The sequence below is a fragment of the Maribacter huludaoensis genome (genome assembly GCF_029350945.1).
GTDB lineage: Bacteria > Bacteroidota > Bacteroidia > Flavobacteriales > Flavobacteriaceae > Maribacter > Maribacter huludaoensis.
Genome location: NZ_JARKMS010000001.1, coordinates 324,334 through 349,275, shown reverse-complemented (window position 1 = coordinate 349,275; position 24,942 = coordinate 324,334). Strand labels below are relative to the sequence as shown.

General features: G+C 33.3%; 20 protein-coding genes. 9 read left to right on the top strand and 11 right to left on the bottom strand.

Going from position 1 to position 24,942, the window contains the following annotated elements:
* Positions 1-14: 14 nt before the first annotated feature.
* The 4 genes from PXC01_RS01460 (at position 15) to PXC01_RS01445 (ending at position 5,601) form a co-directional block, all read left to right on the top strand.
* Positions 15-1,664 (top strand): S8 family peptidase, encoded by a 1,650-nt coding sequence (locus PXC01_RS01460; protein ID WP_276470599.1) that lies wholly within the window; start codon positions 15-17, stop codon positions 1,662-1,664.
* 17 nt (positions 1,665-1,681) lie between these two features.
* On the top strand, positions 1,682-3,535 hold the full coding sequence (locus PXC01_RS01455) for a M1 family metallopeptidase (protein ID WP_276470598.1): 1,854 nt from the start codon (positions 1,682-1,684) through the stop codon (positions 3,533-3,535).
* 73 nt (positions 3,536-3,608) lie between these two features.
* On the top strand, positions 3,609-3,992 hold the full coding sequence (rnpA, locus tag PXC01_RS01450; protein WP_276470597.1) for a ribonuclease P protein component: 384 nt from the start codon (positions 3,609-3,611) through the stop codon (positions 3,990-3,992).
* Positions 3,973-5,601, top strand: coding sequence for a S41 family peptidase (locus tag PXC01_RS01445; RefSeq protein WP_276470596.1), 1,629 nt, complete (start codon positions 3,973-3,975; stop codon positions 5,599-5,601). Before rnpA ends, PXC01_RS01445 begins: the two co-directional genes overlap by 20 nt.
* Before the next feature lie 2 nt (positions 5,602-5,603).
* Here PXC01_RS01445 and PXC01_RS01440 read toward each other — a convergent pair whose 3' ends face one another.
* The 3 genes from PXC01_RS01440 to PXC01_RS01430 form a co-directional block, all read right to left on the bottom strand.
* Complete coding sequence (locus PXC01_RS01440) at positions 5,604-6,464, bottom strand: 3-keto-disaccharide hydrolase (protein ID WP_276470595.1); 861 nt, start codon at positions 6,462-6,464, stop codon at positions 5,604-5,606.
* A 392-nt stretch (positions 6,465-6,856) separates the two neighbouring features.
* Positions 6,857-7,486 (bottom strand): hypothetical protein, encoded by a 630-nt coding sequence (locus tag PXC01_RS01435; RefSeq protein ID WP_276470594.1) that lies wholly within the window; start codon positions 7,484-7,486, stop codon positions 6,857-6,859.
* Between the two features lie 102 nt (positions 7,487-7,588).
* The gene (locus PXC01_RS01430) at positions 7,589-8,782 is read right to left on the bottom strand and encodes a C40 family peptidase (protein ID WP_276470593.1); all 1,194 of its coding nucleotides are present in this window, start codon (positions 8,780-8,782) and stop codon (positions 7,589-7,591) included.
* A 56-nt stretch (positions 8,783-8,838) separates the two neighbouring features.
* On the opposite strand from PXC01_RS01430, the gene dcm reads away from it, so the two are divergent.
* Positions 8,839-10,068 carry a DNA (cytosine-5-)-methyltransferase gene (dcm, locus tag PXC01_RS01425; RefSeq protein WP_276470592.1) on the top strand — a complete coding sequence of 410 codons (1,230 nt, stop codon included), beginning with the start codon at positions 8,839-8,841 and terminating at the stop codon, positions 10,066-10,068.
* A gap of 150 nt (positions 10,069-10,218) precedes the next feature.
* Complete coding sequence (locus PXC01_RS01420) at positions 10,219-10,593, top strand: hypothetical protein (RefSeq protein ID WP_276470591.1); 375 nt, start codon at positions 10,219-10,221, stop codon at positions 10,591-10,593.
* A 47-nt stretch (positions 10,594-10,640) separates the two neighbouring features.
* Here PXC01_RS01420 and PXC01_RS01415 read toward each other — a convergent pair whose 3' ends face one another.
* Both PXC01_RS01415 and rpiB read right to left on the bottom strand, forming a co-directional pair.
* The gene (locus tag PXC01_RS01415; protein WP_276470590.1) at positions 10,641-11,084 is read right to left on the bottom strand and encodes a GNAT family N-acetyltransferase; all 444 of its coding nucleotides are present in this window, start codon (positions 11,082-11,084) and stop codon (positions 10,641-10,643) included.
* A 112-nt stretch (positions 11,085-11,196) separates the two neighbouring features.
* A complete protein-coding gene (rpiB, locus tag PXC01_RS01410) occupies positions 11,197-11,625 on the bottom strand; it encodes a ribose 5-phosphate isomerase B (RefSeq protein ID WP_276470589.1) in 429 nt (142 codons plus the stop codon).
* 647 nt (positions 11,626-12,272) lie between these two features.
* Here rpiB and rnr point away from each other — a divergent pair.
* The 3 genes from rnr to PXC01_RS01395 all read left to right on the top strand — a co-directional run bounded on the left by rnr (position 12,273) and on the right by PXC01_RS01395 (position 15,913).
* Complete coding sequence (gene rnr, locus PXC01_RS01405; protein ID WP_276470588.1) at positions 12,273-14,462, top strand: ribonuclease R; 2,190 nt, start codon at positions 12,273-12,275, stop codon at positions 14,460-14,462.
* A gap of 86 nt (positions 14,463-14,548) precedes the next feature.
* Entirely contained in the window at positions 14,549-15,229 is a 681-nt protein-coding gene (locus PXC01_RS01400) for a head GIN domain-containing protein (RefSeq protein WP_276470587.1), read from the top strand.
* Positions 15,230-15,232: 3 nt separating this feature from the next.
* The gene (locus PXC01_RS01395; RefSeq protein WP_276470586.1) at positions 15,233-15,913 is read left to right on the top strand and encodes a LysE family translocator; all 681 of its coding nucleotides are present in this window, start codon (positions 15,233-15,235) and stop codon (positions 15,911-15,913) included.
* 45 nt (positions 15,914-15,958) lie between these two features.
* Here the strand turns inward: PXC01_RS01395 and PXC01_RS01390 are convergent, their stop codons facing one another.
* The 6 genes from PXC01_RS01390 to PXC01_RS01365 form a co-directional block, all read right to left on the bottom strand.
* Positions 15,959-16,465 (bottom strand): OmpH/Skp family outer membrane protein, encoded by a 507-nt coding sequence (locus tag PXC01_RS01390; RefSeq protein WP_276470585.1) that lies wholly within the window; start codon positions 16,463-16,465, stop codon positions 15,959-15,961.
* Positions 16,466-16,703: 238 nt separating this feature from the next.
* Positions 16,704-17,540, bottom strand: coding sequence for a class I SAM-dependent methyltransferase (locus PXC01_RS01385; protein ID WP_276470584.1), 837 nt, complete (start codon positions 17,538-17,540; stop codon positions 16,704-16,706).
* Between the two features lie 64 nt (positions 17,541-17,604).
* Positions 17,605-19,473 carry a tRNA uridine-5-carboxymethylaminomethyl(34) synthesis enzyme MnmG gene (gene mnmG / locus PXC01_RS01380; RefSeq protein WP_276470583.1) on the bottom strand — a complete coding sequence of 623 codons (1,869 nt, stop codon included), beginning with the start codon at positions 19,471-19,473 and terminating at the stop codon, positions 17,605-17,607.
* A gap of 5 nt (positions 19,474-19,478) precedes the next feature.
* On the bottom strand, positions 19,479-19,898 hold the full coding sequence (gene ybeY, locus PXC01_RS01375) for an rRNA maturation RNase YbeY (protein ID WP_276470582.1): 420 nt from the start codon (positions 19,896-19,898) through the stop codon (positions 19,479-19,481).
* Positions 19,891-23,100, bottom strand: coding sequence for a collagen-like triple helix repeat-containing protein (locus PXC01_RS01370; protein WP_276470581.1), 3,210 nt, complete (start codon positions 23,098-23,100; stop codon positions 19,891-19,893). The genes ybeY and PXC01_RS01370 overlap by 8 nt, the downstream gene beginning before the upstream one ends.
* 483 nt (positions 23,101-23,583) lie before the next feature.
* Positions 23,584-24,816, bottom strand: coding sequence for a fibronectin type III domain-containing protein (locus PXC01_RS01365; protein ID WP_276470580.1), 1,233 nt, complete (start codon positions 24,814-24,816; stop codon positions 23,584-23,586).
* Positions 24,817-24,942 lie beyond the last annotated feature (126 nt).

Below are 24,942 nucleotides of genomic sequence, written 5' to 3'. Positions count from 1 at the left end.
ACAGTTGCCATTATATGACAAATTCATATTTTAAATCAATTTTTGCCCTTTCTATTGCCGCAATATTGACAGGATGCGGAAGTACTAAAACAGCAGGAGGAAGCGGATTAATTCTTACTCCTGTAGAAAACATAGATGCTACTCCTTTAAAAATTTCTGACCTAACCACCAGTGAAAAAAACAACTGGGGGCATTTAGATCTTGTTGCGGATACCATACCGGGTATGAGTGTTGATAAAGCGTATAACGAAATCATCAAGAACAAAAAAGGAACCAAAACGATCGTTGCCGTTCTTGATTCCGGTATCGATTTAAAACATGAAGACCTTGTAAACGTATTATGGACCAATACAAAAGAAAAAGCGGGTAATGGTATTGACGATGATGGCAATGGCTTTATTGACGATATACACGGTTATAATTTCTTGGGTGAGTCTTATAACGAGCAGTTAGAATATGTTCGTATGCTTCGTTTAAACATTGGTGACGCTGCTACTTTAGCAAAGGCTAAAACCAAACTTGACTCTAAATATAACGAAGCTCTTCAAGGTAAAGAGCAATATGAATCTATATACCAAGCCGTAAAAAATGCAGATGCAGATGTAAAGAAGTATTTAAATAAAGATACCTATACCAAAAAAGATTTAGCCGGTATAAATGCTACAGATGAAACTATGCAACGTAATGTTGCCATTCTAAATCAAATGTTCGGTATAAAAGATTCTATACCCGAAGTTCTTGATGAATTGAACAATGGTATCAAATATTATACCGAGCAACTTAACTACAACCTAAACAAAGATTTCAATGGCCGTGAGAGCGTAGGTGATGACCCTTATGATATTACTGATGTAGATTATGGCAATGGCAACCCTAATAACAGGGTAGATGATGAAAGTCATGGTACACATGTAGCCGGTATTATAGGTGCTGAACGTAACAACGGTAAAGGGGTTAACGGTGTTGCCAATAATGTAGCTATCATGAGTATTAGGGCCGTACCTAACGGTGATGAGTATGATAAGGATATTGCTAGAGGTATAAGATATGCCGTTGACAATGGTGCACGTATTATAAACGGTAGTTTTGGCAAGTCTTTTTCCCCTAATGCGCAATGGGTTTATGATGCCATAAAATATGCTGCAGATAATAACGTGCTTTTTGTACATGCTGCCGGTAACGATGGTGCCGATCTTGACAACCCTATCAATTCTAATTTTCCTAATGATCAAGTCAACAATGGACCTGAAATTGCGGATAACGTAATTACCGTAGGTGCTTTAAACCCTAAATATGGGTCAGAGCTTGTAGCTAGCTATTCTAACTACGGTAAAATAAATGTCGATATTTTTGCTCCTGGTACAGATATCTATTCTACTTACCCAAACAATGAGTATGAATATTCTCCAGGTACTTCAATGGCCGCACCCGGGGTTGCCGGGGTTGCCGCGTTGGTAATTTCCCAATATCCAAAACTAACTGCTGCACAAGTAAAAAAGATCATATTACAGTCTGGTTTACCTATTAAGACCAAAGTAGTATTGGGTAAGAATACGGGCAAAAGCGGTTCTTTAGATGAAATCTCTACTTCTGGTAAAATAGCTAATGCTTACAATGCCTTGGTAATGGCCAGTAAAGTGGCTGCAGGGCAGATCAAACTTTAATTATATATATCTCTAAGATGACTAAATCACTTTTCACCTTTTTTACGGCAATTTTCTCTATAGGATTATTGGCCCAAAACAAGACAGATTATTGGCAACAACATGTTGATTATACCATGGCGGTCAATATGGATGTCAAAACTTTTCAATATACAGGTACCCAAACTTTAGTATATACCAATAACTCTCCAGATGAGCTTAAAAGAGTGTATTTCCATTTGTATTTCAATGCTTTTCAACCAGGTAGTGAAATGGATATTCGTCTACAGAACATTGCCGATCCAGATGATAGAATGACGACGCCAGATAAGAAAAGTAGAATTGCTTCACTTACGGAAAGCGAACAAGGCTACTTACATGCAATCTCTTTAACACAAGATGGCAGCAAAGTTTCCTTTTCTGAAGAAGGTACCGTGTTGGTTGTTGATTTAGCCAAACCGATAGCTTCTGGTGCAAAATCTACCTTTAACATGGAATTCAAAGGTCAAGTGCCTTTACAGATTAGACGTTCAGGTAGAAATAGTGAAGAAGGAGTCGCTTTATCAATGAGCCAATGGTATCCAAAATTAGCAGAATATGATTTTGAAGGTTGGCATGCCGATCCGTATATAGCTAGAGAGTTTCAAGGTGTATGGGGAGATTTTGATGTAAAATTGACCATTGATAAAGAATATACCGTTGGGGGAACCGGTTATTTACAAAATGCCGATGAAATAGGGCATGGGTACGAAACTCCCGGTACAAAAATTAAAAAACAAAAAGGTAAAACCTTAACGTGGCACTTTAAAGCGCCAATGGTACATGACTTCATGTGGGCGGCAGATCCAGATTATATACATGACGTTCAACAAGTGCCTAATGGTCCTGTATTACATTTTTTATATAAGGATGATCCTAAAATTTTAGAGAACTGGAAGAATCTTCAGCCTAAGACTATTGAGGCAATGGAGTTCTTCAGTAATAATATAGGTAAATACCCTTATGACCAATACTCTGTTATACAAGGTGGTGACGGCGGTATGGAGTATGCAATGTCTACTTTAATAACAGGTAATCGTAAATTTGGCAGTTTGGTAGGTGTAATGGCTCATGAACTTGCACATTCATGGTTTCAACATATATTGGCAACAAATGAAAGCAAGCATGAATGGATGGATGAAGGTTTTACTTCGTTCATATCTAAACTTTGTATGACCGAAATAATGGATTTTGATAAGGAAAATCCGTTTGAGAGTACTTACAAAGGTTATAGAAACTTGGCTTTGTCCGGCAAAGAACAACCACAAACTACACATGCCGATCGTTATGCACTTAATTTTGCATATGGTATTTCTGCATACAGTAAGGGATCTATTTTTCTTTCTCAACTAGGTTATGTAATCGGTCAAGATAAATTGATGCAAACGATCCGTACCTATTACGATGAATTTAAATTTAAACATCCTGTACCAAACGATGTTAAACGTGTTGCAGAAAAAATATCCGGCATTGAACTAGACTGGTATTTAACAGATTGGACACAAACTACCAATACCATTGACTATGGTATTAAAGAAGTTTCTACGACGGAAAACAGTACAAAGGTAACCTTAGAGCGTGTTGGTCTAATGCCAATGCCGCTAGATATTCTAGTAGTGTATAATGATGGCAGCAAAGAAACTTTTTATGCGCCATTAAGAATAATGCGCGGTGAAAAAGAGAACCCTTATGAAGGTATTGAAAGAACTGTACTAGAAGATTGGCCATGGGCCTACCCGACCTATGATTTTGAAATTAGTAAACCAATGTCTTCAATACAAGCAATTGTTATAGACCCTTCTCAACTAATGGCAGATGTTAATTTAGAGAACAATGTTTGGCAAGCAGAGTAATTTCTTTTGCTAAAATTTAAGATATTTATGCCCCCATCTTGGGGGCTGATTATTTTTAATAATTTCTTATATAATGGATCGATCCTTCGGAAAAAAGGAAAAACTGAAAAGTAAAATACTCATTACCCAATTGTTTGAAGAGGGTAGGGGTATTTCCGTTTATCCGTTGAAATTGATTTATCTATCCGTAGAAAAAAAAGAAGCACATATTAAAACCGCAGTAACGGTATCTAAGCGAAATTTTAAAAGTGCCGTAGACAGAAACCATATTAAACGTTTACTAAGAGAGTCTTATAGACTCAATAAAGCACTGGTTTTTAACAATACAGATGCTAACTTTGCGTTTCTATTTTTATACCTTGGTAAGGATATGCCCACCTTTGAGCAGTTAGATCATAAAATGAAGCTCGTTTTAAACAAGTTTAAGCTACAGATTGATGAAAAAAATAGTAAGTAGAAAAATACTAGTACCCATAATTGCCATCGCTTTTCTTTTTGTAGGAAGTAGTTATAAAAGCGATTTTTTTGAAATAGCTAAACAAATTGAAATCTTTACCACCCTGTTCAAAGAATTGAACATGAACTATGTGGATGAAACCAACCCGGCAGAATTAATGGATACCGCCATTAAAAACATGCTGAACGAGCTAGATCCTTATACCAAATTTTTAAATGAACAAGATGTTGAAACATACCGTATAAACAACGCCGGTGAATACTCCGGTATTGGTGCCATGGTACGTTCTTTTGATGATAAATTGTTAATTATAGAACCGCACCAAGGATACCCCGCAGATAAAGCAGGATTAAAGGCTGGTGATGAAATAATTCAAATAGGAGATATCAAAGTAGCCGATTTTGAAGATAATGCAAGTGAGCTTTTAAAAGGAGCTAACGGATCTACCATTAATGTTACCTATAAAAGACAAGGTAAATTAAACACTACAAGTATAACACGAGAAGGTATTGAAGTAGATGCGGTACCATTCTTTAAAATGATAGATAACAAAACCGGTTATATCGTTTTAGCAAAATTCAATGCAAAAGCAACCGAACAGACAAAATCCGCTTTATTAGATCTAAAGGGAAAGGGTGCTGAAAAAATCATTTTGGACCTAAGAGGCAACCCTGGTGGTTTGTTATCCGAAGCTATTAACGTTACCAACTTATTCGTCCCAAAAGGAGAATTGGTAGTAACTACAAAATCAAAGGTTAAAAAATTCAACAGAGAATACCATACCAACAACCAACCTGTAGACGAAGAAATTCCGTTAGTGGTTTTGGTAAACGGTAGTAGTGCTTCTGCCAGTGAAATAGTTTCAGGTAGTTTACAAGATTTGGATAGAGCAGTGATCATGGGCGCCAGAAGTTTTGGAAAAGGCCTGGTACAACGCCCTCTTAAACTAACGTACGGTACGCAGTTAAAGGTTACTATTTCTAGATACTATACCTCTTCCGGTCGTTGTATACAATCTTTAGATTATTGGAACAGAGATGAAAGCGGTAAAGCGGTACGTAATACCACCTTCAATGATTTTACGACCCGTAATGGTAGAAAAGTACAAGATGGTGGTGGTATTCTACCAGATATTGAAATAGCAACTTCTAAAACTAACGACCTTACATTGGCTTTACTGCAAAACAATATTATTTTTGATTATGCAACCAACTATCATTATACCCACAAATATGACAATGTTGCCGAGTTCAATTTTACAGATGCCGATTTTAGCGCTTTTAAAAATTATGTAAAACAAAGTAACTTCTCTTTTGAGACCAAAGCGGAAGAAGCAATTAAAAAGGCGCTCTCAGGCGATAAAAACGACTTTTTAGGCCCAGATGTCAAGGATAGTTACAAAACGTTGTTAGCCAACATAGAAAAGGGCAAACTTAATGCATTGGACAAATACCAAAGCGAAATTCAAAAGAATTTAGAAGATGAAATAGTGAAGCGCTATTTTTATAGAGATGGCCTTTACCAATATTACCTAAACAACGACGAAGCTATTTTAGCTGCTACAGAACTATTGAGCAATAACTCAAAATATAACGCTATTTTGAAATAGGACTACTGATAATTACACGCTTCTTTATCTGAAATTTCATAGTACTTTTTATAGTTCAATGCCCTGGGGTCCGTACATCCTTTTAAGTTGCGTATTTCAATGTTCTTAAAGTCAATAGGTTGACCTTCGCTTTGCAAAGCTATAAATCCTTCTTTCAAGAGTTTACCATCTTCTTTCATCTTAGGATCGTAACCGTTTGCAACACCGCCCCCTATTTGTGGTTTTGTGTATTCCAATACTGTTTTACCGTTAATTATATGTTTAACCAATGAATCATGATATACCATTAATTCTGCCGTTACCCATTGATTTCCGTAATACGTATCTGATGTTGATTTAATGCAATGTCTAGGGTCTATTTTACCTTCATAAACCACATCTGTACCTGGTGAGCACATATTACCTGTTGGTCGATCTACACCTTCTTCTACCCCTGCTAAAAATTGTATTTCTACACTTATTGGCCAATCTTGTTCTTTTAACATGGTTTGCGGATCCTGTGAATGAAACATGACACCACTATTCAAAATAGTATATTCAGGTGCACCTTCATATAATTCACCTACAAATCTATATTGTACCTTAAAATGAAAATCTGAAAAAGGCTTATCATAATATAAATGCGAAAATCTATTATTAAAATCTCCCTCATATTTATCATATCTTACCTTGATCATTTCATCTTCTGCCCTAAAGGTATCCGCATAGTTATCACCAACCTCATAATGGTACACTTTGGTAGTCCATCCACTTAAATCATTTTCATTGAACATGGTTTCCCAACCATCGTCCGTTATTTGCGAGGTAAGTAATCCGCATCCAAATAAAAATAAAAGTGAAGTTCCTAATAGTTGAGTTTTCATGTTGATGTGTAGTTGATTCTTTTAATGTGAGCATTAATGATATATATATACTTCTAAATATACTTAATGTTTACATACGTTAAGTACTATCTATAAAGAAACAACTTCAACTATAAGCCGAACATTAATTTGTATTATGGTAATTAAATGCCAATTCTTCAAAAGATTTTTTAAAAAAACTTTGACTAAAATGCTATAGTATATATGAGATCAGTCAATCAATTCAATTAAAATTAAGGCTTATGGAAAACTGACGGAAGATAAAAATTTGTACATACTCCGTAAAACGAATTAGTATAATACAGGTCATATAACCTATGCACATGAACCAAATTTTCTCGATTAAATTAGGATAAAAGGGCGTTTATTTATCAAAGTAATTTTAAATATTCCTATTTCTTTAGAATTACTACCTGCTGATCATTACATTGTAAATTATAAAAGTTTACAATGTCCCTAACATGCTTTTTCTTGAATTCTTTACTTTGAATTTTTTCTACCAAAACGGGGCAATCGGTAAAATAGGTAGAGGCTGCATTTTTAAAATTTTTACTAAAAAGTTGATTAGATCCAAGGTGGGTAATTTCTCCGTTCAAACCTCTTCTAACATAAAGGTTTTTTATATCGTAGTAAGTACCATGCGCCATATTCATTTGCCCATTGGTACCACCCACGAACATTGGCGAAGAATACCCAGTTTGTTCAAGAATATATAAGTTGACCATACCTATCTCTAGTTCCCTTACAACATTGAAGTAGTCTTTCTTGGTTTCTAAATAAACATAGGTAGATGGTTCTTCCCTATCATTGATGACTACCTGCTCAAGTTCTTTAAAATGGAATTTTTTAGGTTTATCTCCCTTATTATTTTTGAATTTTACTTGATTTCCGTTAATAAGTTTGGCTAAACCTTGAATTTTGTTTCCGTCCTTAAAATAAATTGTAGCTGCATCTTTTTGGGCAATAGCTATTGATGATCCTACAAAACAGCAGATTAAAACTAGAAGAGTGGTTTTTTTCATAGCACGTAAATGATAGATAACTATCATAAAACGGGCACAATTTTAGTATGTTATAATTTTTATCTTAAAATCGATGAAACACCTTTTAAGCAAATGAACGCCCTAATCTGTTATTGGCATAGTAATATTTAGATTCTGTAACAGTGGGTCTTGTTCATTCAACAAACGTTTTGTTCTTAAATATCTACCTACATTGAAGGCATCATAATTTGGTGCATTTTTATCTACACTACTTATGCGCACCATTTCAGATGAATGTATAAATTGATTATCACCTATCCACATGCCTACGTGTACCACTTTTTCTGATGTACTTTCTGTTGCCTTTCTTCCAAAAAACAACAAATCCCCTTTTTTCAATTTACTAAAATCCGCAATAGAATCTATAGGTTTACCAGCGTGTACCTGTTGAGATGCATCACGTGGTATTACCATACCGTTTAAATAATAAATAGTTTTTGTATAACCACTGCAGTCTACGCCTTTTGTGGAGGTACCGCCCCATAAATAAGGCACACCCATTAATGTTTTTGAGGTTGCAACAAGTGAATCTGTATTAAAACTTAAATTTGAAAGCCAAGTGTTATATTCTTCTGCTTCGGACTTTAAAATATATGACTGCCTGCCATCTGGAAATTCAACCTTATAAAATTCATCATCGCTGCTTACTAATTTTAATAAACTACCGGCAACAATATCTGAAGTTCTACCTTCTGCCTCTGTAGAATTAAAAGCATGTCCATAAGTATTAACGTAAATGATTTTATCTGCCATAATCCAATTTTTAATACTTTGTGTATTCATTAATTGAATTCCGCCTGGATCAACCCATGCCAAATACTTATCCGGTGTTTGTATAAGGTACCAATCCCCTTCTTTTTTCAAGACATTTACAACTGTACCTAAAGTTGCCTGTGTAGCCAGTTCTGCAGAATGTTTTGGGTTACTTCTAAGGTTGGCGGCAGAAATGTTTATAACTGCCTTGGTCATTCCTTCTAATTCCTCTGTAGGTAAAATTTTTATCTCATTGGTAACGCTAATTCCTTTTTCCTTTAAAATAGTATTTAACGTATCTATGGCTAACGGTAAATTTGTTTCACCTACCAATGTAAACCCAGACGGACCATCTAATACTTCTAAATTAAAAAGTGCCGTACGCTTATCTGGTGCAAATGTATTTTTTATGGTTTCAATTTCTTTTACCAATAATTTCTTTTCGTCTATATGCACACCACATGCCGTATTTAAAGCAATCAAAATCAATACAAAAGACCTCTTTAAAAATATTCCCTTCATCTGTAAAATAATTTCTAATAGTATTAGCCTTGTGAAATTATGTAATTTTATCGCAAATGAAGAAACTAAAGGTCATAGAACTTTTTGCGGGCGTAGGCGGATTTCGCTTGGGATTAGAGGATACCGAGAACTACGAGGTAGTTTGGAGCAACCAATATGAGCCTAGTACAAAAGCGCAGCACGCCTCTAAGGTCTATGAAGCTAGATTTGGTCCTAAAAATCACAGAAACGAAAATATTTCTGATGTACCCACCAAAGACATACCTGATGCTGATATTTTAGTAGGTGGTTTTCCTTGCCAAGATTATTCCGTGGCGGCCACACTAAACAATTCTAAGGGACTTATTGGTAAAAAGGGTGTTTTATGGTGGAGCATTCATAGAATTTTATCGGAAAAGAAAAATCCGCCTAAATACTTATTTCTTGAAAATGTAGATAGATTGTTAAAATCTCCATCAAACCAAAGAGGTAGAGATTTTGCCATCATGCTTAAAAGTTTAGATGACTTAGGCTATGCCGTAGAATGGAGAGTTATCAACGCTGCAGATTATGGAATGCCACAAAGACGTAGACGTATTTTCTTTTTAGGTTACCATAAATCTACACCCTTATACAAACAATTTAAAAAGTCCAAAGCCGAAGATTGGATTTTTGAAAAAGGAACTATAGCAACGTCTTTTCCAATAACAAGCACTTCTTCAAAAATGATTTCTTTTGATATCACTGATGACCTTGTTACACTATCTGAGAATTTTAATCTAGGCGAAAAATTATCACCATTTCAAAATACCGGTGTGTTCGTTAAAGGTAAAGTACATACTACTAAGACCGTAGCCAGCTATATTGGTAAAAGAACGGTATTGGCAGATGTTTTACAGAAAGGACAAATTCCCGAAGAATTTTACATTCCTGAAGAAGAACATGATAAATGGTATTATCTAAAAGGTGCCAAAAAAGAAACCCGTACCTCTAAATCTGGTTTTGCCTACCACTATAATGAAGGTAGTATGATTTTTCCTGATGCGCTAGATAATGCCTCAAGAACAATCATAACTGGTGAAGGCGGTAAGAGTGCATCACGATTTAAACATGTTATCAACACCAAAAAAGGACTACGTAGATTAACTCCCATAGAACTGGAACGTTTAAATATGTTCCCTGATGATCATACTTTATTACAAGGGATTTCCAATACCAAAAGAGCTTTTTTTATGGGCAATGCTTTAGTAATTGGTGTAGTTAAAAAAATAGGTGAGACGCTCTACGAAAAAATAAAATCGACCTAATTTAACTTTCTCCTCTATTGCTCTCTAAACTTACTTCGTTAGTACCTTTCTTTAAATGAGAATTACAAATTAAAAATATTTTATACTTAACATATTGTTAATCAACGTTTAAAATTAGGAATTGTCCTTTTTTTTGTTATTTTAAGTGGTATGGTAAAAGTAGAAAAATCAGAAAACACAGCATTTTTAGAAAAGTCAATTCAACATTTAGAAGCTACCGGTTTTGAGAATATTAAAGCTGATATGGAAGGCTATGAAACCCCTAAATCATACTCAAGAAAAGGTTTGGAAGACAATGTTACTCCAGATATTGTAGCTATCAAAAACGGTAGAAAATACTATTTTGATATTAGCTTAAAATCACCAAAAACCAGGTTGCTTAAATCTAAGTGGTTGTTTTTAGATACTTTGAGTAGAATGAATTCTAATAGATTTAGAATTATAACTACCAAAGGCCATTACAAGTTTACAGATAATATGTTAGAGGATATTAACCTAAGTAATAAAACGCCTATCAAAATTTAAATTTTTGAATATAACTTATTAAAAAAGACCGCTAAAAGCGGTCTTTTTTATTTTTTGATCATTGCTATATGGGGTATACCATCTTCCAGATATTCTTCTCCTGTTGCATTGAAACCTAAATCTGTATAAAATTTGGTAAGGTATTTTTGAGCAGAAATTTTTATTTCATTTTCGTTAAAATGTTCTTGAACAGCAGTAATAGAAGCTTTCATTATTACTTTTCCATAACCAAATTTTCTATAATCTTCATGCACTGCTACTCTACCTATACTAGCTTGATCAAAATAATCACCAGCTTTAAAAATACGGGTATATGCCACTACGGTTTTATTTATATATCCTATTATATGAATAGCCTTAGAATCTTTACCATCTATATCTTGATACACGCAATCTTGCTCCACTACAAAAATTTCACTTCGTAAGCGTAGTACATTATATAGTTCTTCAATATCAAATTCTTTGAAACTCTTTACCTTAATATCTAACATAAAATTGTTCAATTAATTAGTTATGTTCATATCTATTATGAAATAACTATATGATTTTTAAATGGTTATAATACCTATTTTAGGTTATTAACATAGTTGTAATAACTATCTATTATAGCGGAATCTTTTCAATTCTACGTTCATGCCTACCTCCATCAAAAGAAGTGTTAATAAAGGTAGATACCATTTCAAGTGCTTGCGGTAACGCTATGTATCTTGCAGGTAAGCTTAAAATATTTGCATCATTGTGTTCTCTAGCCAGTTTAGTGATTTCTTTGGTCCAACATAATGCAGCTCTTACCTTTTGCTGTTTATTGGCTGTCATACTAGCCCCATTACCACTACCACAAATTAAAATACCAAAATCAACGGTACCATTTTCAACATCAAGAGCAACCGGGTGTGCAAAGTCTGGATAATCAACACTATCCGTACCATCAGTACCATAGTTGATAACTTCAATTTGTTTAGATTTTAGTAAACCTATAATAGCTAACTTGTATTCTGTACCGGCATGATCGTTACCAATAGCTATTTTCATATGCATAGTATTTAAAGGTTAATTGTTCAAGATTAATATCCAGTGGGGGTGGAACAAAACTTAGCTAAAGGTACAATAATCAGTCATTCACAACAAAAAACGAGGGGTTCACAACAATAGTTATCAAGTCATTAATAAAAATTGTTAATTAGTATGTTATAAGGAAGATTACTTAATGCATAAATTGTTTAGAAAAAGTTGCTAAAAAATTTGGTTATTAAGGTTAACATCTGCTTACACTTTTAATCCTCTGAATACGAATTTAAATATTAGAAACTATTAGAGGATTTTCATCAAATTAACACCCCTAGTTAACATTAAAATTACATTTAGTTATTAATAAATTCATGTTAATAGCACTTATAAACCATGTTTAATAACTTCTCAAAATACTGATTTTCAATTAAAGATTCATAAAATATATTGTCAACAAGTATTAGTATCTCATAAAGACAAGAAATATAGAAATAAGTTATTCTAGATATTAACAAGCTATAATAACCATTAATATTTAATTTAATTTAAAAGAAAAAATGTCTAATATGATATATATGTTAATAACAACTCGTTTACTTAACTTTTCAATAAGAGGTAGAATAACAGGTACTGGATTATAATTCGTAATTTTCCAATAAATTAAAAGTTTAATGTCGAAGAAGAATAAGAAGGCGAAGAATCATAGAAAGAACGAAATTACTAAAGGAATTTTTACAGTTCTTGAAAAGGAACCTAATAAAAGTTTCAACTATAAGCAGATAGCTGCAAAGATTAAGGTTACAGATGCTCAGGATAGGAATATACTTATCAAAAGATTAACTGAGCTTAAAGAGAAAAAAAGAATTCAAGAAGTAGACAGAGGTCAGTACAAAGTTTTGGAAAACACTAAAACTTATTACGAAGGTACTGTAGACCTTACAGGCAAAGGTAATGCCTATATTGTGATAGATGGTATGGATGATGATGTCTTCATTCCGTCTAATAAATTGAATAAAGCTTTTCATAAAGATAAGGTTGAAGTTTATATCTACCCACGAAAAAAGAGCAAAAAACTTGAAGGTGAAATAGTTAAAGTACTTGAAAGATATAAAACTACTTTTGTAGGTATTGTTGATATGCAAAAGACATTTGCTTTTGTAAGACCTTCAGATTTTAGAATGTATACCGATATTTTTGTCTCTAAAGATAAATTGAACGGTGCTCAAGATGGTGAAAAGGTTTTGGTCGAAATCACTGACTGGCCAGCAGATGTAGATTCCCCTTTTGGTAAAGTTACCGAAGTATTGGGTATACCTGGTGAGCATGATACGGAAATTCATTCCATTTTAGCTGAGTACGGTTTACCATATTCCTTTCCTGCAGATGTTCAAAAATTTGCTGATGGTTTGGATACCAGTATTAAAGAAGAAGAAATAAAAAAGCGTAGAGATTTAAGAAATGTACTAACCTTTACCATTGATCCAAAAGATGCAAAAGATTTTGATGATGCCCTTTCTTTTCAAAAATTAGAAAATGGTAATTACGAAATAGGTATTCATATTGCAGATGTTTCTCATTATTTGCAAAAAGATACCATTTTAGATGATGAAGCTTATGAGCGGGCAACCTCAGTGTATCTGGTAGACCGTGTGGTACCTATGTTGCCAGAAGTACTATCTAATAATGCTTGTTCTCTAAGACCTAATGAAGAAAAATATACTTTTTCTGCCATTTTTGAACTAGATGCAAATGCTATAATAAGAAATCAATGGTTTGGTAGAACGGTAATTGATTCTAATGAACGTTTTGCATATGAAGAAGCTCAATATATCATTGAGAACGGTAATGGTAACATCCCTGAGGATGTTTCTATAAGAGAGACTGCTTATAGCGTTTCTAACGAAGTTGTAGAAGCTACGTTAGAAATGGATAGGCTTGCTAAAATAATGCGCTCTAAGCGTATGGATCAAGGTGCACTCTCTTTTGATAAAGTTGAGGTTCGTTTCAATCTTGACGAGAACAGTGAACCGATCGGAGTTTATTTCAAAGAGTCTAAAGATGCCAATAAGCTTATTGAAGAATTTATGCTTTTGGCGAATAGAAAAGTCGCTGAATTTATAGGTAAACAAAAACCAAAAAAGACATTCGTTTATAGAATTCATGATGATCCGGATCCGGATAAGTTAATGGCTCTAAACGGAATTGTATCAAAATTTGGTCATAAATTAGATTTTAAGGACAAGAAATCCATAAGCTCTTCTTTGAACCAATTATTACAGGACGTAAAAGGTAAAAAGGAACAAAATATGGTAGATACGCTCACAATTCGTAGTATGAGCAAAGCTATTTATACCATAGATAATATTGGTCATTATGGGTTGGCTTTTGATTATTATACCCATTTTACTTCTCCGATTAGAAGATATCCAGATGTTATGGTACATAGACTGTTACAACATTATTTAGATGGTGGTAGTTCTGTCAATGCCGAAGAATTTGAGAAGAAATGTAAGCATTCCTCAGATATGGAATATTTAGCATCAAGTGCTGAAAGAGATTCCATTAAATACATGCAGATCAAATTTATGCAAGATCATAAAGATGAAGAATTTCGTGGCGTTATCAGTGGTGTTACGGAGTGGGGAATATATGTTGAAATCATTGCCAATAAGTGTGAGGGCATGATTCGTATTAGAGACATCAAAGGAGATTATTATATCTTTGATGAGAAACAGTATGCCATTGTAGGTGAACGTACTAAAAAGAAGTATACCTTAGGAGATGAGGTTACAGTCATGGTAAAGAGTACGGATTTAATTAAAAGGCATTTAGATTTTGCCTTGATACCGGATAACAAATAATTTGGAATAGATTTTGGTATAGAATGGCTGAATTAAGTATACCCTTTGTTCATAAGTGTTTACTTACTTAAATTACATAGAAAAGAATGAAACAACTTTTAGTTTTAATGTTTCTCTTAGGATGTTTATCGGTTACTGGCCAAGATAATCCGGTGACACAAAATCTAGAACCTTTTAAAGAGTTAAAGGTTTTTGATGGTTTATCTATTAATCTTATAAAATCTGAAGAAAATAAGGTTATTATTTCTGGAGAAAATACTAGTAAAGTAGCTATTGTTAATAACGAGGGTGTTTTAAAAATTAGGATGCAAATTGGTAAAATCTTTAGTGGTTATAAGACATTTGTAGATTTATATTATACCAATGAAATCTTAGTGATAGATGTTAACGAAGATGCCAGGATTGTAACTGAAGATATTATTAAGCAAGATGTTCTAGAATTAAAGGCTCAAGAAGGTGGTGAGCTCGTTGTTAATGCTGAAGTTGAACAAATGTTGATAAAGTCTGTATCTGGCGGTGTAATTAGAACTGCTGGTTTTTCTAATCTACAAGATGTTCAAATCAATACCGGTGGTATTTATGAAGGTAAAGGCTTTATTACTAATTTTTCTACTATAAATGTAAATGCCGGCTCCAGGGCAGAAATTAATGCAAAAGATTATGTAAAGGCTACCGTTAAAGCCGGTGGCGAGGTATTGGTGTTCGGAAACCCTAAAAAACTTGAGGAAAAAACGGTATTTGGTGGTACCATTAAAAGAATGCAATAGTACATGTTAGAAGATATCCAAGCTGCGATTCCACTAGGCTTTTTCCTAAGTTTTATGGTTGGGCCTGTATTCTTTGTATTGTTACAAACTAGTGCCGTTAAAGGGTTTAGGGCAGCTTTGACCTTTGATGTTGGTGTATTATTGGCAGATATACTTTTTATACTTGTAGCTTATTTTAGCAGTTTTCAGCTACTTGAAAATTTAAGTAATCAACCGGGACTATATGTATTTGGTGGGGTTATACTTTTAGTTTACGGTCTGGTAACTTTTTTTAAAGTAGATAAAAATGAGATTCCTGTGGATTCTAAGAAAATAAAGAAGTCTGATTATTTAGGACTTTTTGTCAAGGGTTTTTTGTTGAACTTTATCAATATTGGTGTTTTGGTGTTTTGGTTGGGAATCATAATTATTGTTGGTCCAACATTAGATAATCAACCTAATCGTTTTTTTACTTTTTTTGCTACTGTTCTACTCTCCTATTTTGTAACAGATCTTTTTAAAATTCTTTTGGCCAAGCAACTTAAACGTAAATTAACGGTAAAGCGTATAGTTTATGTAAAAAAGTTAATAGGAATAATTTTGGTTATCTGTGGAGTTGTACTTATTGTAAAGGGTTTTTTACCTAAAGAACAATTTAATATTGAACAGGAATTTGAGAGATTTGAGACTAAAACCATAGAATAAAAAAAGCCGGTCATTGACCGGCTTTTTTATTAATAAACGTTGAATTTATTTCTTGTACTTATCATTAAGTAATTTTACTATTTCATCTGTAAGGTCATTAGCTTCTGTTCCATAAAGAACACTGCCACCGTCACCACCACCTAGAATATAAGAATATCCTTTAGATTTTCCGTAAGCCTTAATTTCTTCTTTAACTTTAGAAACAATACTATCCATTTCAGTTTGGCCTTCCATTTGTAGTTGTTGATCTTGCTGTTGAAGTTGTTGCCCGATCATTTGACCTCGTTGTTGCATAGCAGCATATTCTTCTTGTGCTTTTGTTTGTGACATTTTTTGTGCCTTAGTTTGGAATGCTTGTGCTTCCATTTGAAAAGCTTGAGATATACTGTCTCTTTTTTTAGCTAAAGCGTCTGCCTTAACTTTAAATTTTGCTTCAACATCAATTTTTTGTTGAAACTCGTCCATCAATTTTACGTTATCTACGTAACCAATTTTTTCTTGTGCACAAGATGCTAATAACGCGATAGCGAAAATTAAAATTATGTTTTTCATTTTTTCATTTTTATGTGATGCAAAAGTAATAAAGCTTTTAGAATGAATATATTTTATAATTGAGATTAATACAGGGAAATTTATAAATATAAATTTTATTGATGGCAATTTTAATTTTTATTAATTTTTATTATAATTATAGACTATTTTAAGACGTTTTTAAGAGCCTTTTTAATTATCTGCAATATAATACTTAGTTATTTTAAAATAATCTCTTAGAATGTCTTAAAATGAATATTTATCGGTTTTTAAGTATATAGATTAAGGAAGAATACTCATTAGATGATTTTGCTTTCCAATTTGAGATAAAACCTCTATAAAATGCGTTAAAGTAGTTTGATGACCCGTTTTTATATTTTTCCGATAATAATGACACATAATATGAATCAAAATACATTGGCAAAGTTTGCTCTACAAACATATTTTCATTTTGAAATAGTATTTTCATCGCGGTTTGTGAAAAGTGCCATAAGTGTCTGGGTGTATCATACGCCGCCCAGAATTCTTTATAATATTGTGCATCGTAAGATTTATAGTTAGGTACAGCAATAATTAAAGTTCCATTTTTCTTGAGAAGAGATTTTATATTTTTAATTTTATCTTCTAAATTTGGCAAATGTTCTAGTACATGCCATAAGGTAATGACCTCAAATTTTTGATTTTTTAAATGATTTATGTTCTCATATACTATTAAATCTTTGTTGGAAGCTTTTGTTCTGGCTTGGTCGTTTAACTCCACTCCTATTACTTTCCAATTATCTTTTTTTGCTTTAGTTAGAAATTCACCAGTCCCGCAACCTATATCTAATAGATTTTTTTGTTCATTTGAATATTGATCTATAAGTTTTATTTTTTTGTTTAGTGTATATTTTTTGACTATTTGATAAATCTTTTCAAATAGATTATTGGCGTTATCGGAATGAGAAATGTAGTTAATAGAGTCGTAGTAATTTTCAAGATTTTTAGGTATAGGTTTTGTGATAAGCATGTCTGTTTTTGAATCGTATTCTAATTCAAATTCTTCTTGCGTTACTAGATAATCTTTAGTTACTATGTTAGAATTTATATCTGACATTTTTGATTTATTGGGTTTTTGTGGATGATGTAAATTTTCATTGTTCCACGTGGAACAATTTGCCCTACCTTCCAAGATAAACTAAAAGTACGCTGATGTCGCTCGGAGTAACCCCACTAATTCTTGATGCCTGGGAAATGGTAACAGGTTGAATTTTCGTCATTTTTTCTCTTGCTTCAAATGATAATGATTTCAGTTTAGAGTAATCAAAATTTTCTGGAATCTTAACTGCTTCCAATCTATGAAGTTTGTCGGCGTTTAATTTTTCTTTTGCAATGTAACCTGAGTATTTAACCTGTACTTCTGCTTGCTCCAAGATTTCATTGTCAAAATTATTTTCTTTAACGAAATTTGAAACATCCTCTAGCTGTAACATATGATTCATTGTTACATTAGGTCTTGAAAATGCTTTGTACATTTTATCAGATTGCTTTACTAAAGATGAATTTACACTTTCTAAAATTGGATTAATGTCTTTTGGTAATACACTAGTTTCTCTAAAGAAATTAACTAAAGCTTCAGATTGTTTTAGTTTTTGTTCCATTCGCTTCAATCTTGTATCTGTAGCAAAACCTATTGAATGACTTAATGGAGTTAATCGTAAATCAGCATTATCCTGTCTTAATAAAGTTCTATACTCTGCTCTTGAAGTAAACATTCTGTAAGGCTCTTCAGTTCCTTTTGTAATTAAGTCATCAATTAAAACTCCAATATAGGCTTCATCTCTTTTAAGTATTAATGGATTTTGTTCTTTTAATTTTAAATGCGCATTAATACCAGCCATGAGTCCTTGCGATGCTGCTTCCTCATATCCGGTAGTTCCATTTATTTGTCCTGCGAAATATAAATTTTCAACTAGCTTAGTTTCTAAAGTATGTTTTAATTGTGTTGGAGGAAAGTAGTCGTACTCTATGGCATAACCTGGTCTAAAGAATTTTACTTTTTCAAAACCTACAACAGAACGCAAAGCCTTGAATTGAACATCTTCTGGTAAAGAAGTTGAAAAACCATTTACATATACCTCTACCGTTTCCCATCCTTCAGGTTCAATAAACATTTGATGACTATCTTTATCGGCGAAACGGTTTATTTTATCTTCTATAGATGGACAGTATCTAGGTCCTAAACTTTTAATTCTACCATTGAACATTGGGGATCGGTCAAAACCTTCCCGTAGCAAATCATGAACTTGTGCACTGGTATGAGTCATGTAACAATCACGTTGATGTGCTAAAGGTTTTGTATTGGTATAGGAGAATTTTTCTGGAACGTCATCACCTGGTTGAACGATCATCTTAGAATAATCTAAGGATCTACCATCAACTCTAGGTGGGGTCCCGGTTTTCATTCTTCCACTTTCAAAACCTAAGTCAACTAGTTGTTCTGTAATTCCGGTTGCTGCTTTTTCTCCTGCCCTACCTCCACCAAATTGTTTTTCTCCAATATGAATCAATCCATTTAAGAATGTTCCATTGGTTAAAACAACAGCTTTAGATTTTATATTGATACCAAGAGATGTTTTTACTCCAACAATTTTATGGTTTTCTACAAGTAAACCAGAAACCATTTCTTGATAAAAGTCTACATTGGGAGTACGTTCTAACATTAAACGCCATTCTTCAGCAAAACGCATTCTATCATTTTGGGTTCTTGGACTCCACATTGCAGGTCCTTTGGATTTGTTCAGCATCTTAAACTGAATTGCGGATTTATCGGAAACGATTCCGCTATATCCCCCAAGTGCATCTATCTCCCTAACAATTTGCCCTTTTGCAATTCCACCCATTGCCGGGTTACAGGACATTTGTCCTATATTTTGCAAATTCATGGTTACTAATAAGGTTTTTGAACCCAAGTTTGCAGCTGCTGCTGCCGCTTCTGCACCGGCGTGTCCTCCGCCAACTACAATTACATCGTATTCTTCTTCAAACATATTTTCTAATGTTCCACGTGGAACAGCTTTATTTTTTCTTCTTCTTTAGCGCGCATTTCGGCAGTAGCTGCATCCGATTTATCCGAATAACCCATTAGATGTAAAACACCATGAATCATTACGCGTTTTAATTCGTTATCAAACGTAACATTAAATTCTTGTGCATTTTCTTTTATGCGGTCAATAGAAATATAAAGGTCTCCCGAAATATTTTTGCCTGATACATAATCAAATGTGATAATGTCCGTAAGGTAATCGTGTTGTAAGTAATCTTGATTTATTTTAAGCAAGTAGTCATCACTACAAAAGATGTAGTTAAGTTCTTGAATGGAAAACCCTTCGGTATTACAAGATGTTGTAATCCACGAATCAAAGTTTTTTTCTGCTACAAGTTTAAATTCAGTTAGGTAATTGTAATTAATCATTTGTTTTGAAGTACTCTTTAACCTTTGATTGAAAATTTTGCCGCAAAGGTAAGCTTTGCCTATTTAAAATTTCAACTTCATTATGATAATTATCTAATAATGAGGGTTTAGTAGTAATAGGATTTGTGAAGTCTTTTAAATTTCTATTACTTTCTCGCTCAGATTTCTCTCCTTGCTTGAGTGCTGCGTTTTCTAATTTCAATAATTCGTACTGTATAGTATTGGCTTTGTTGATTGTACGTTGCGTAATACCGTTTTCTAAAAGATCGTTTTCAAAATCTTCCATCTGTTTAATTAATTTTTGACCTAATTTTTGGTCGCCAGAATTAATCATGTTTTTCAGTTGCTCCTCTAGTTCCTGTCTTATTTTTTGTTGATTTTGATAAATCTCATAGATTTCCTTTAATTCAGATTCGCTCATTGAACCCTCACCTTGTGCACCCATACCGTTTGTTCCATTTTTTCCCTGTCCCTTTTCTCCACCTTCACCTTTTTCACCACTTTCACCACTTTTTCCTTCTCCGTTTTTTCCATTTTCACCTTCATTTCCGCGTTCACCTTGTTTACCGTTAGCCCCCTGTTTACCACGTTCGCCTGGTTTTCCTTCTTCACCTGCATTTCCGTTCTTACCTTGTTTTCCTTCACCACTTTTACCCTCTTTTCCTTGGTATCCAGATTCTCCTTGCTGACCCATTTTTTCGCCAATCTGTTGTTGTCCTTCAATGATATCCGGTAACTGAAATCCTCCGTCACTTTGTCCAGAACCTTTTCCCATTTGCATACTTTCATTCATGTTGTCCATAACCTTGGCTAAAAAATCTGCAAGACTGTTAGCTGCGGTCAGTACATATTTTTGATGAGAAATGCCTTGAAACATTTGACCATCTGCCATCGTTTCTAAAGATTTATCAATGTTATAGTATACTTCGGTAATCTGTTCGTTTACAAATTCTGATAGTTCAGCTTGGCGAAGGGATAATGCAAATAGACTATCATCTACATGTTCAAATAAACCTTTTAATTCATTTTGATCCCTAACTGTTTTGGAATATTCCGTTGCGTCTTGTTCTTCTCTAGAGCTAAGTCTATCATAAAGTGTTTCTTGTTTAAATGAGAAAATGATAAGATTGTCTAAAATTTGCCTTAGCATTTCAGCATCTTCAGCTACCGAAGAACCACCGCTTCCACTAGAAGAAGACTCACTTAAGGCTTCACTCATTTCTTTCATTTTATTTGCTGCGGATTTTTGTTTCTTTTTAGCATCGGAACTGGTCGGTTTATTTTGTTCACTAGTATTATTTTTTTGTAATTGATCTAGGGCATTTTGTTGGTCTTCTTTTACAGCAATTTTTTTGTTTTCTTCAATGTTTATATCAATTGGTTTTTTTAGCTTTTCATTATCTTTTTTCAAAGCATCCAATTCCTTTGATAACTCGTTAAATTTTTTGTTTAATTCGGTTTGTTTTTCCGCTGTATTTTCTTCATTATTTTTTTTGGATAGTTCTTCTTGTTGTTTAGCTAATTGTTCTAAATCCCGTGAAAGTTGCGAGGCTTTTTCAGTTACATAATACCGTTTGGTTAATTCTAATAACTGTTCTAGACTACGTTCACTATTTTGTTGTTTTTTACCTAGTTCTTCTAATTTTTTTGTTAGCTCTTCTTTTTTAATTTTATCGGCTACTTTGTTAAGTTCTTCAAGGAGTTGCTGATTCTTTTTAGCTTGTTCTTCTTGGCGTTTTAAGCGTTCTTGTAACAATTGGTTTAATTTGTCGTCTTGGTTACCTTTATTAAGATTCTCTTTAAGTTCTTTGCTGAATTTTTGCATGAACTGTTCTTGCTGTTCTTGTTTTTTTAGGTAATCTTTAATCTGAGATTGGTCATTAAAATTTAAGCTGTTTTTTTCCTTTTGATTTTTATTGATTTCTTCTAGTGATTCTTTTTGTTCTTTTGCTCTCTCTAAAGAATTATCAAGGTTATTTATTAAGGTTTGTTGAGATTCAAGATTCTTATTTTTTAACTGATTATCATCTAGTAATACTTGTTGGTATATTTGGCTTTTTGTTGTCTTTCCATTGTGCAGGGCATCATTATCCGTAGCTTCGAAATAAAACCCATAATTTTTGGCTTCTTCAAGGTCCAATCCAGAGGGGAAAGTGTAGTAAAATTGTTGGTAGTTAGAAGTGGGTTTGATCAGCGAGACATTCTTTTTGCTTGCTTCATTGCCCACTTCAAAATATACAATGTCAATTTTTCGTAATCCATAATCGTCAGTAGCGGAACCGGTGTAATAGGAAACGTTTGGATTTAAACTATCTAGAATTTGATTTACCTTAATTGTGGGATAAGCATCTTTAACTACTTTAAAATTGTAAGCTAAACGTTCATATTCTTGAACATTTTCGTTTGTAGTGGTTAGTTCATAATTAAAATTATCATAGATTCTCCTTGCTAAAGTAAAGTGGTTATGCTCCTTGTAAAAAGTCAAAATAGTGTCTTTGGTACTAATATTGATCTCATTGGTATTTTCTCCTTTAATGTTCCAAGTAACTTTTGTTCCTTCTGGTATAACAGCGTTTCCTGTGCTTGTGATTTTTTTATTAGGTCTTTTTAGATACTTTGGATAGGTAAGATTCATAGAAAAATCTATGATAGAAGGAGTCCGTAAAGACTGTAAGGTATATTCTTTAGACCGTACTTCATTTGCAGAGAAATTAAACGTTGTTGTTTTAATTGGGGGTGAAAATGTATATTCATATAATCCACTATTTTGTTGTAGTAGAATAGGTTTGTCATCAATTTCTATATATATGTTTTCAGGTTTTATTTGGCCTTTGGTCGTTACTTGAATAGTATAGCTTTGATCTTGCAAAGTGCTTAATTTATCGGATAATAGCTGAAATTTGAAAGGCGCTGGTTTTTCATAAGCCATTTCGTAATTAATAACGCGTTCATAAGTACCAAAAAAACTGCTCCATTTGCCTGTAATGAAAAGAACCAAAATGATAATGGCAGGTATGACTATATATTTTGAATATTTAAGGGAATCTTTATAATCGACGGCCTTAGTGAACGGAATTGGAGTTAATTCTCGTGATTTTTGATTAATACTGGCTAATAGTAGCTCAGATTTTTCAGTATCGTTTGCTAAATCTAAAAGATTGGTAAGTTTATCCCCTACTTCAGGAAAATGTTTACCAATCATGTAAGCTGCATCTTTTATTTCTATTCCTTTTTTTAATTTAAATAAATAGAAAATAGGAGTTAAAATATACCTGAAAAGCAGAAATATTTCAACCAGTATAAAAACAGTGAAAAGAATCATTCTACCGGTACTGTTCATCCAAAGAAAAAACTCAATACCCAGAATAAGTAATAAAAACAGTAATCCGAAGGCGAAAAACAATAATATACCCTTCAGTAGAACTTGAGAATAGTGTTTTTGAATGAATTGATTTAGTCGGTGTAATATGTGATTGTAGTCTTGCAATTGCCCTTTTTTATACCAAGATAACGGTTAAAAAGAATGGTTAGTAGGAAATATTTGTTAAAAAGGATTTTCTAATACGCATTGAATGAAGCGCATAATTAGGTTTATTACGTATATTTTATAGAAGAAAGGAAAGGGTGAACCCTGTAAGTTATATACAGAATTCACCCTTTACTGATTTTAATTTTTACTCCTTTTTTAGTTTGTTTCTAAAGTAACCTCGTAATTTAATTGATATACTACTCCGTCAACTTCTATAAGAATATAACCTGTCTTATCCGCTGCCAATGAGTTGTAGTTTTCTTCACTTAGAACACTACTTGAAACTGAAGACGTATAAGTACTATAATTGCCTATTTCATAGTCTATAGCAACCCATTTGTTTATTTCAAAATTTGCCAATTCTTCAGAGAAAGTTATGTTTAATTGTCCAGGAAAATATTGGCTATCTGGTGTAATTAGTTTCGCTTCGGTAATAGTGATATCTGGGTGAACGGGGTAATCGTTACTAGTAGTGAAAGATGCCGTAGATTCTTTTGTCTTATAAGTATTTTGTGCTCTTGCAGTAACTACGACTTCATAGTTGGTATTTCTTTCAAGATCGGTTATATATTTGGTGGTTCCATATCTAAAGTGGTTTTCAGTAGGATAATCAACACCGTTAATAGTTAACAAGTACAATACCGTATTACCATCTGCAGAAGTAGAAGGTGTCCAACTTATGGTAGCTGATGTTGCCGTAATATCAGATATAGAGACTTCAAAATCTGTTGGTAAAGGACAAGGCTCTCTAAAAAATGTTATTTCTTCTTCTGTTTCTGCGCCGCTATAACTAATGGCTATAACTTTAATTGTGTGCTCCTCTCCTTCAGTAACTACCATTGTAAAACTTGTGGTTTCTGTTGTTTTAGAACCGTAGGTCTCATGGTATTCACCGTTTATAAAAATTTTGTAATAATAGTCAGAACCATCTTCAACTGTAGGTGTTTGCCATTTAATACGAACCACGTCACAAGCAATCAATTCATAAGTAATAGGAAAAGCAGATGGTGGTGTACCCAAAGTATGAAACTCAGATGTATTTATACTGTCTTTTGCATCATCAGCGGTGGCAACCACTTTTACGGCATAAGTAGTATTTATATCTAGTTCCTCAACGTTATATTCTAATTCGCTAAGATTTTCAGCCTGTAATTCATCATCTAGAAACAAACTGTAGCTCACGGCATTATTATTAGATGCCGTGACTTTTGTCCACATAATTTTAGCACTGGTTTGAGAGATGTCTTCAAACTCAATTTCAAAAGAAGATAGTGTAATTTCATCGGGTGTGTTATCTACTTCAGGCATAGAATCGTCGGTAGAATCTGAGCTACATCCTGTGACTATTAGAATTAAAAATATATAAAAAAAGTTTAAATAATATTTCATTTTTCGTTGATTAAGGTTTTTAAATAACGAGGAGCAAATTGAATTCGTATGTGCATTTTCAATTTTATAAATCGATTTGTTTTTTCCCTCTTAACTAGGGTTTTTACTTAGTTTTTAAGAATTATG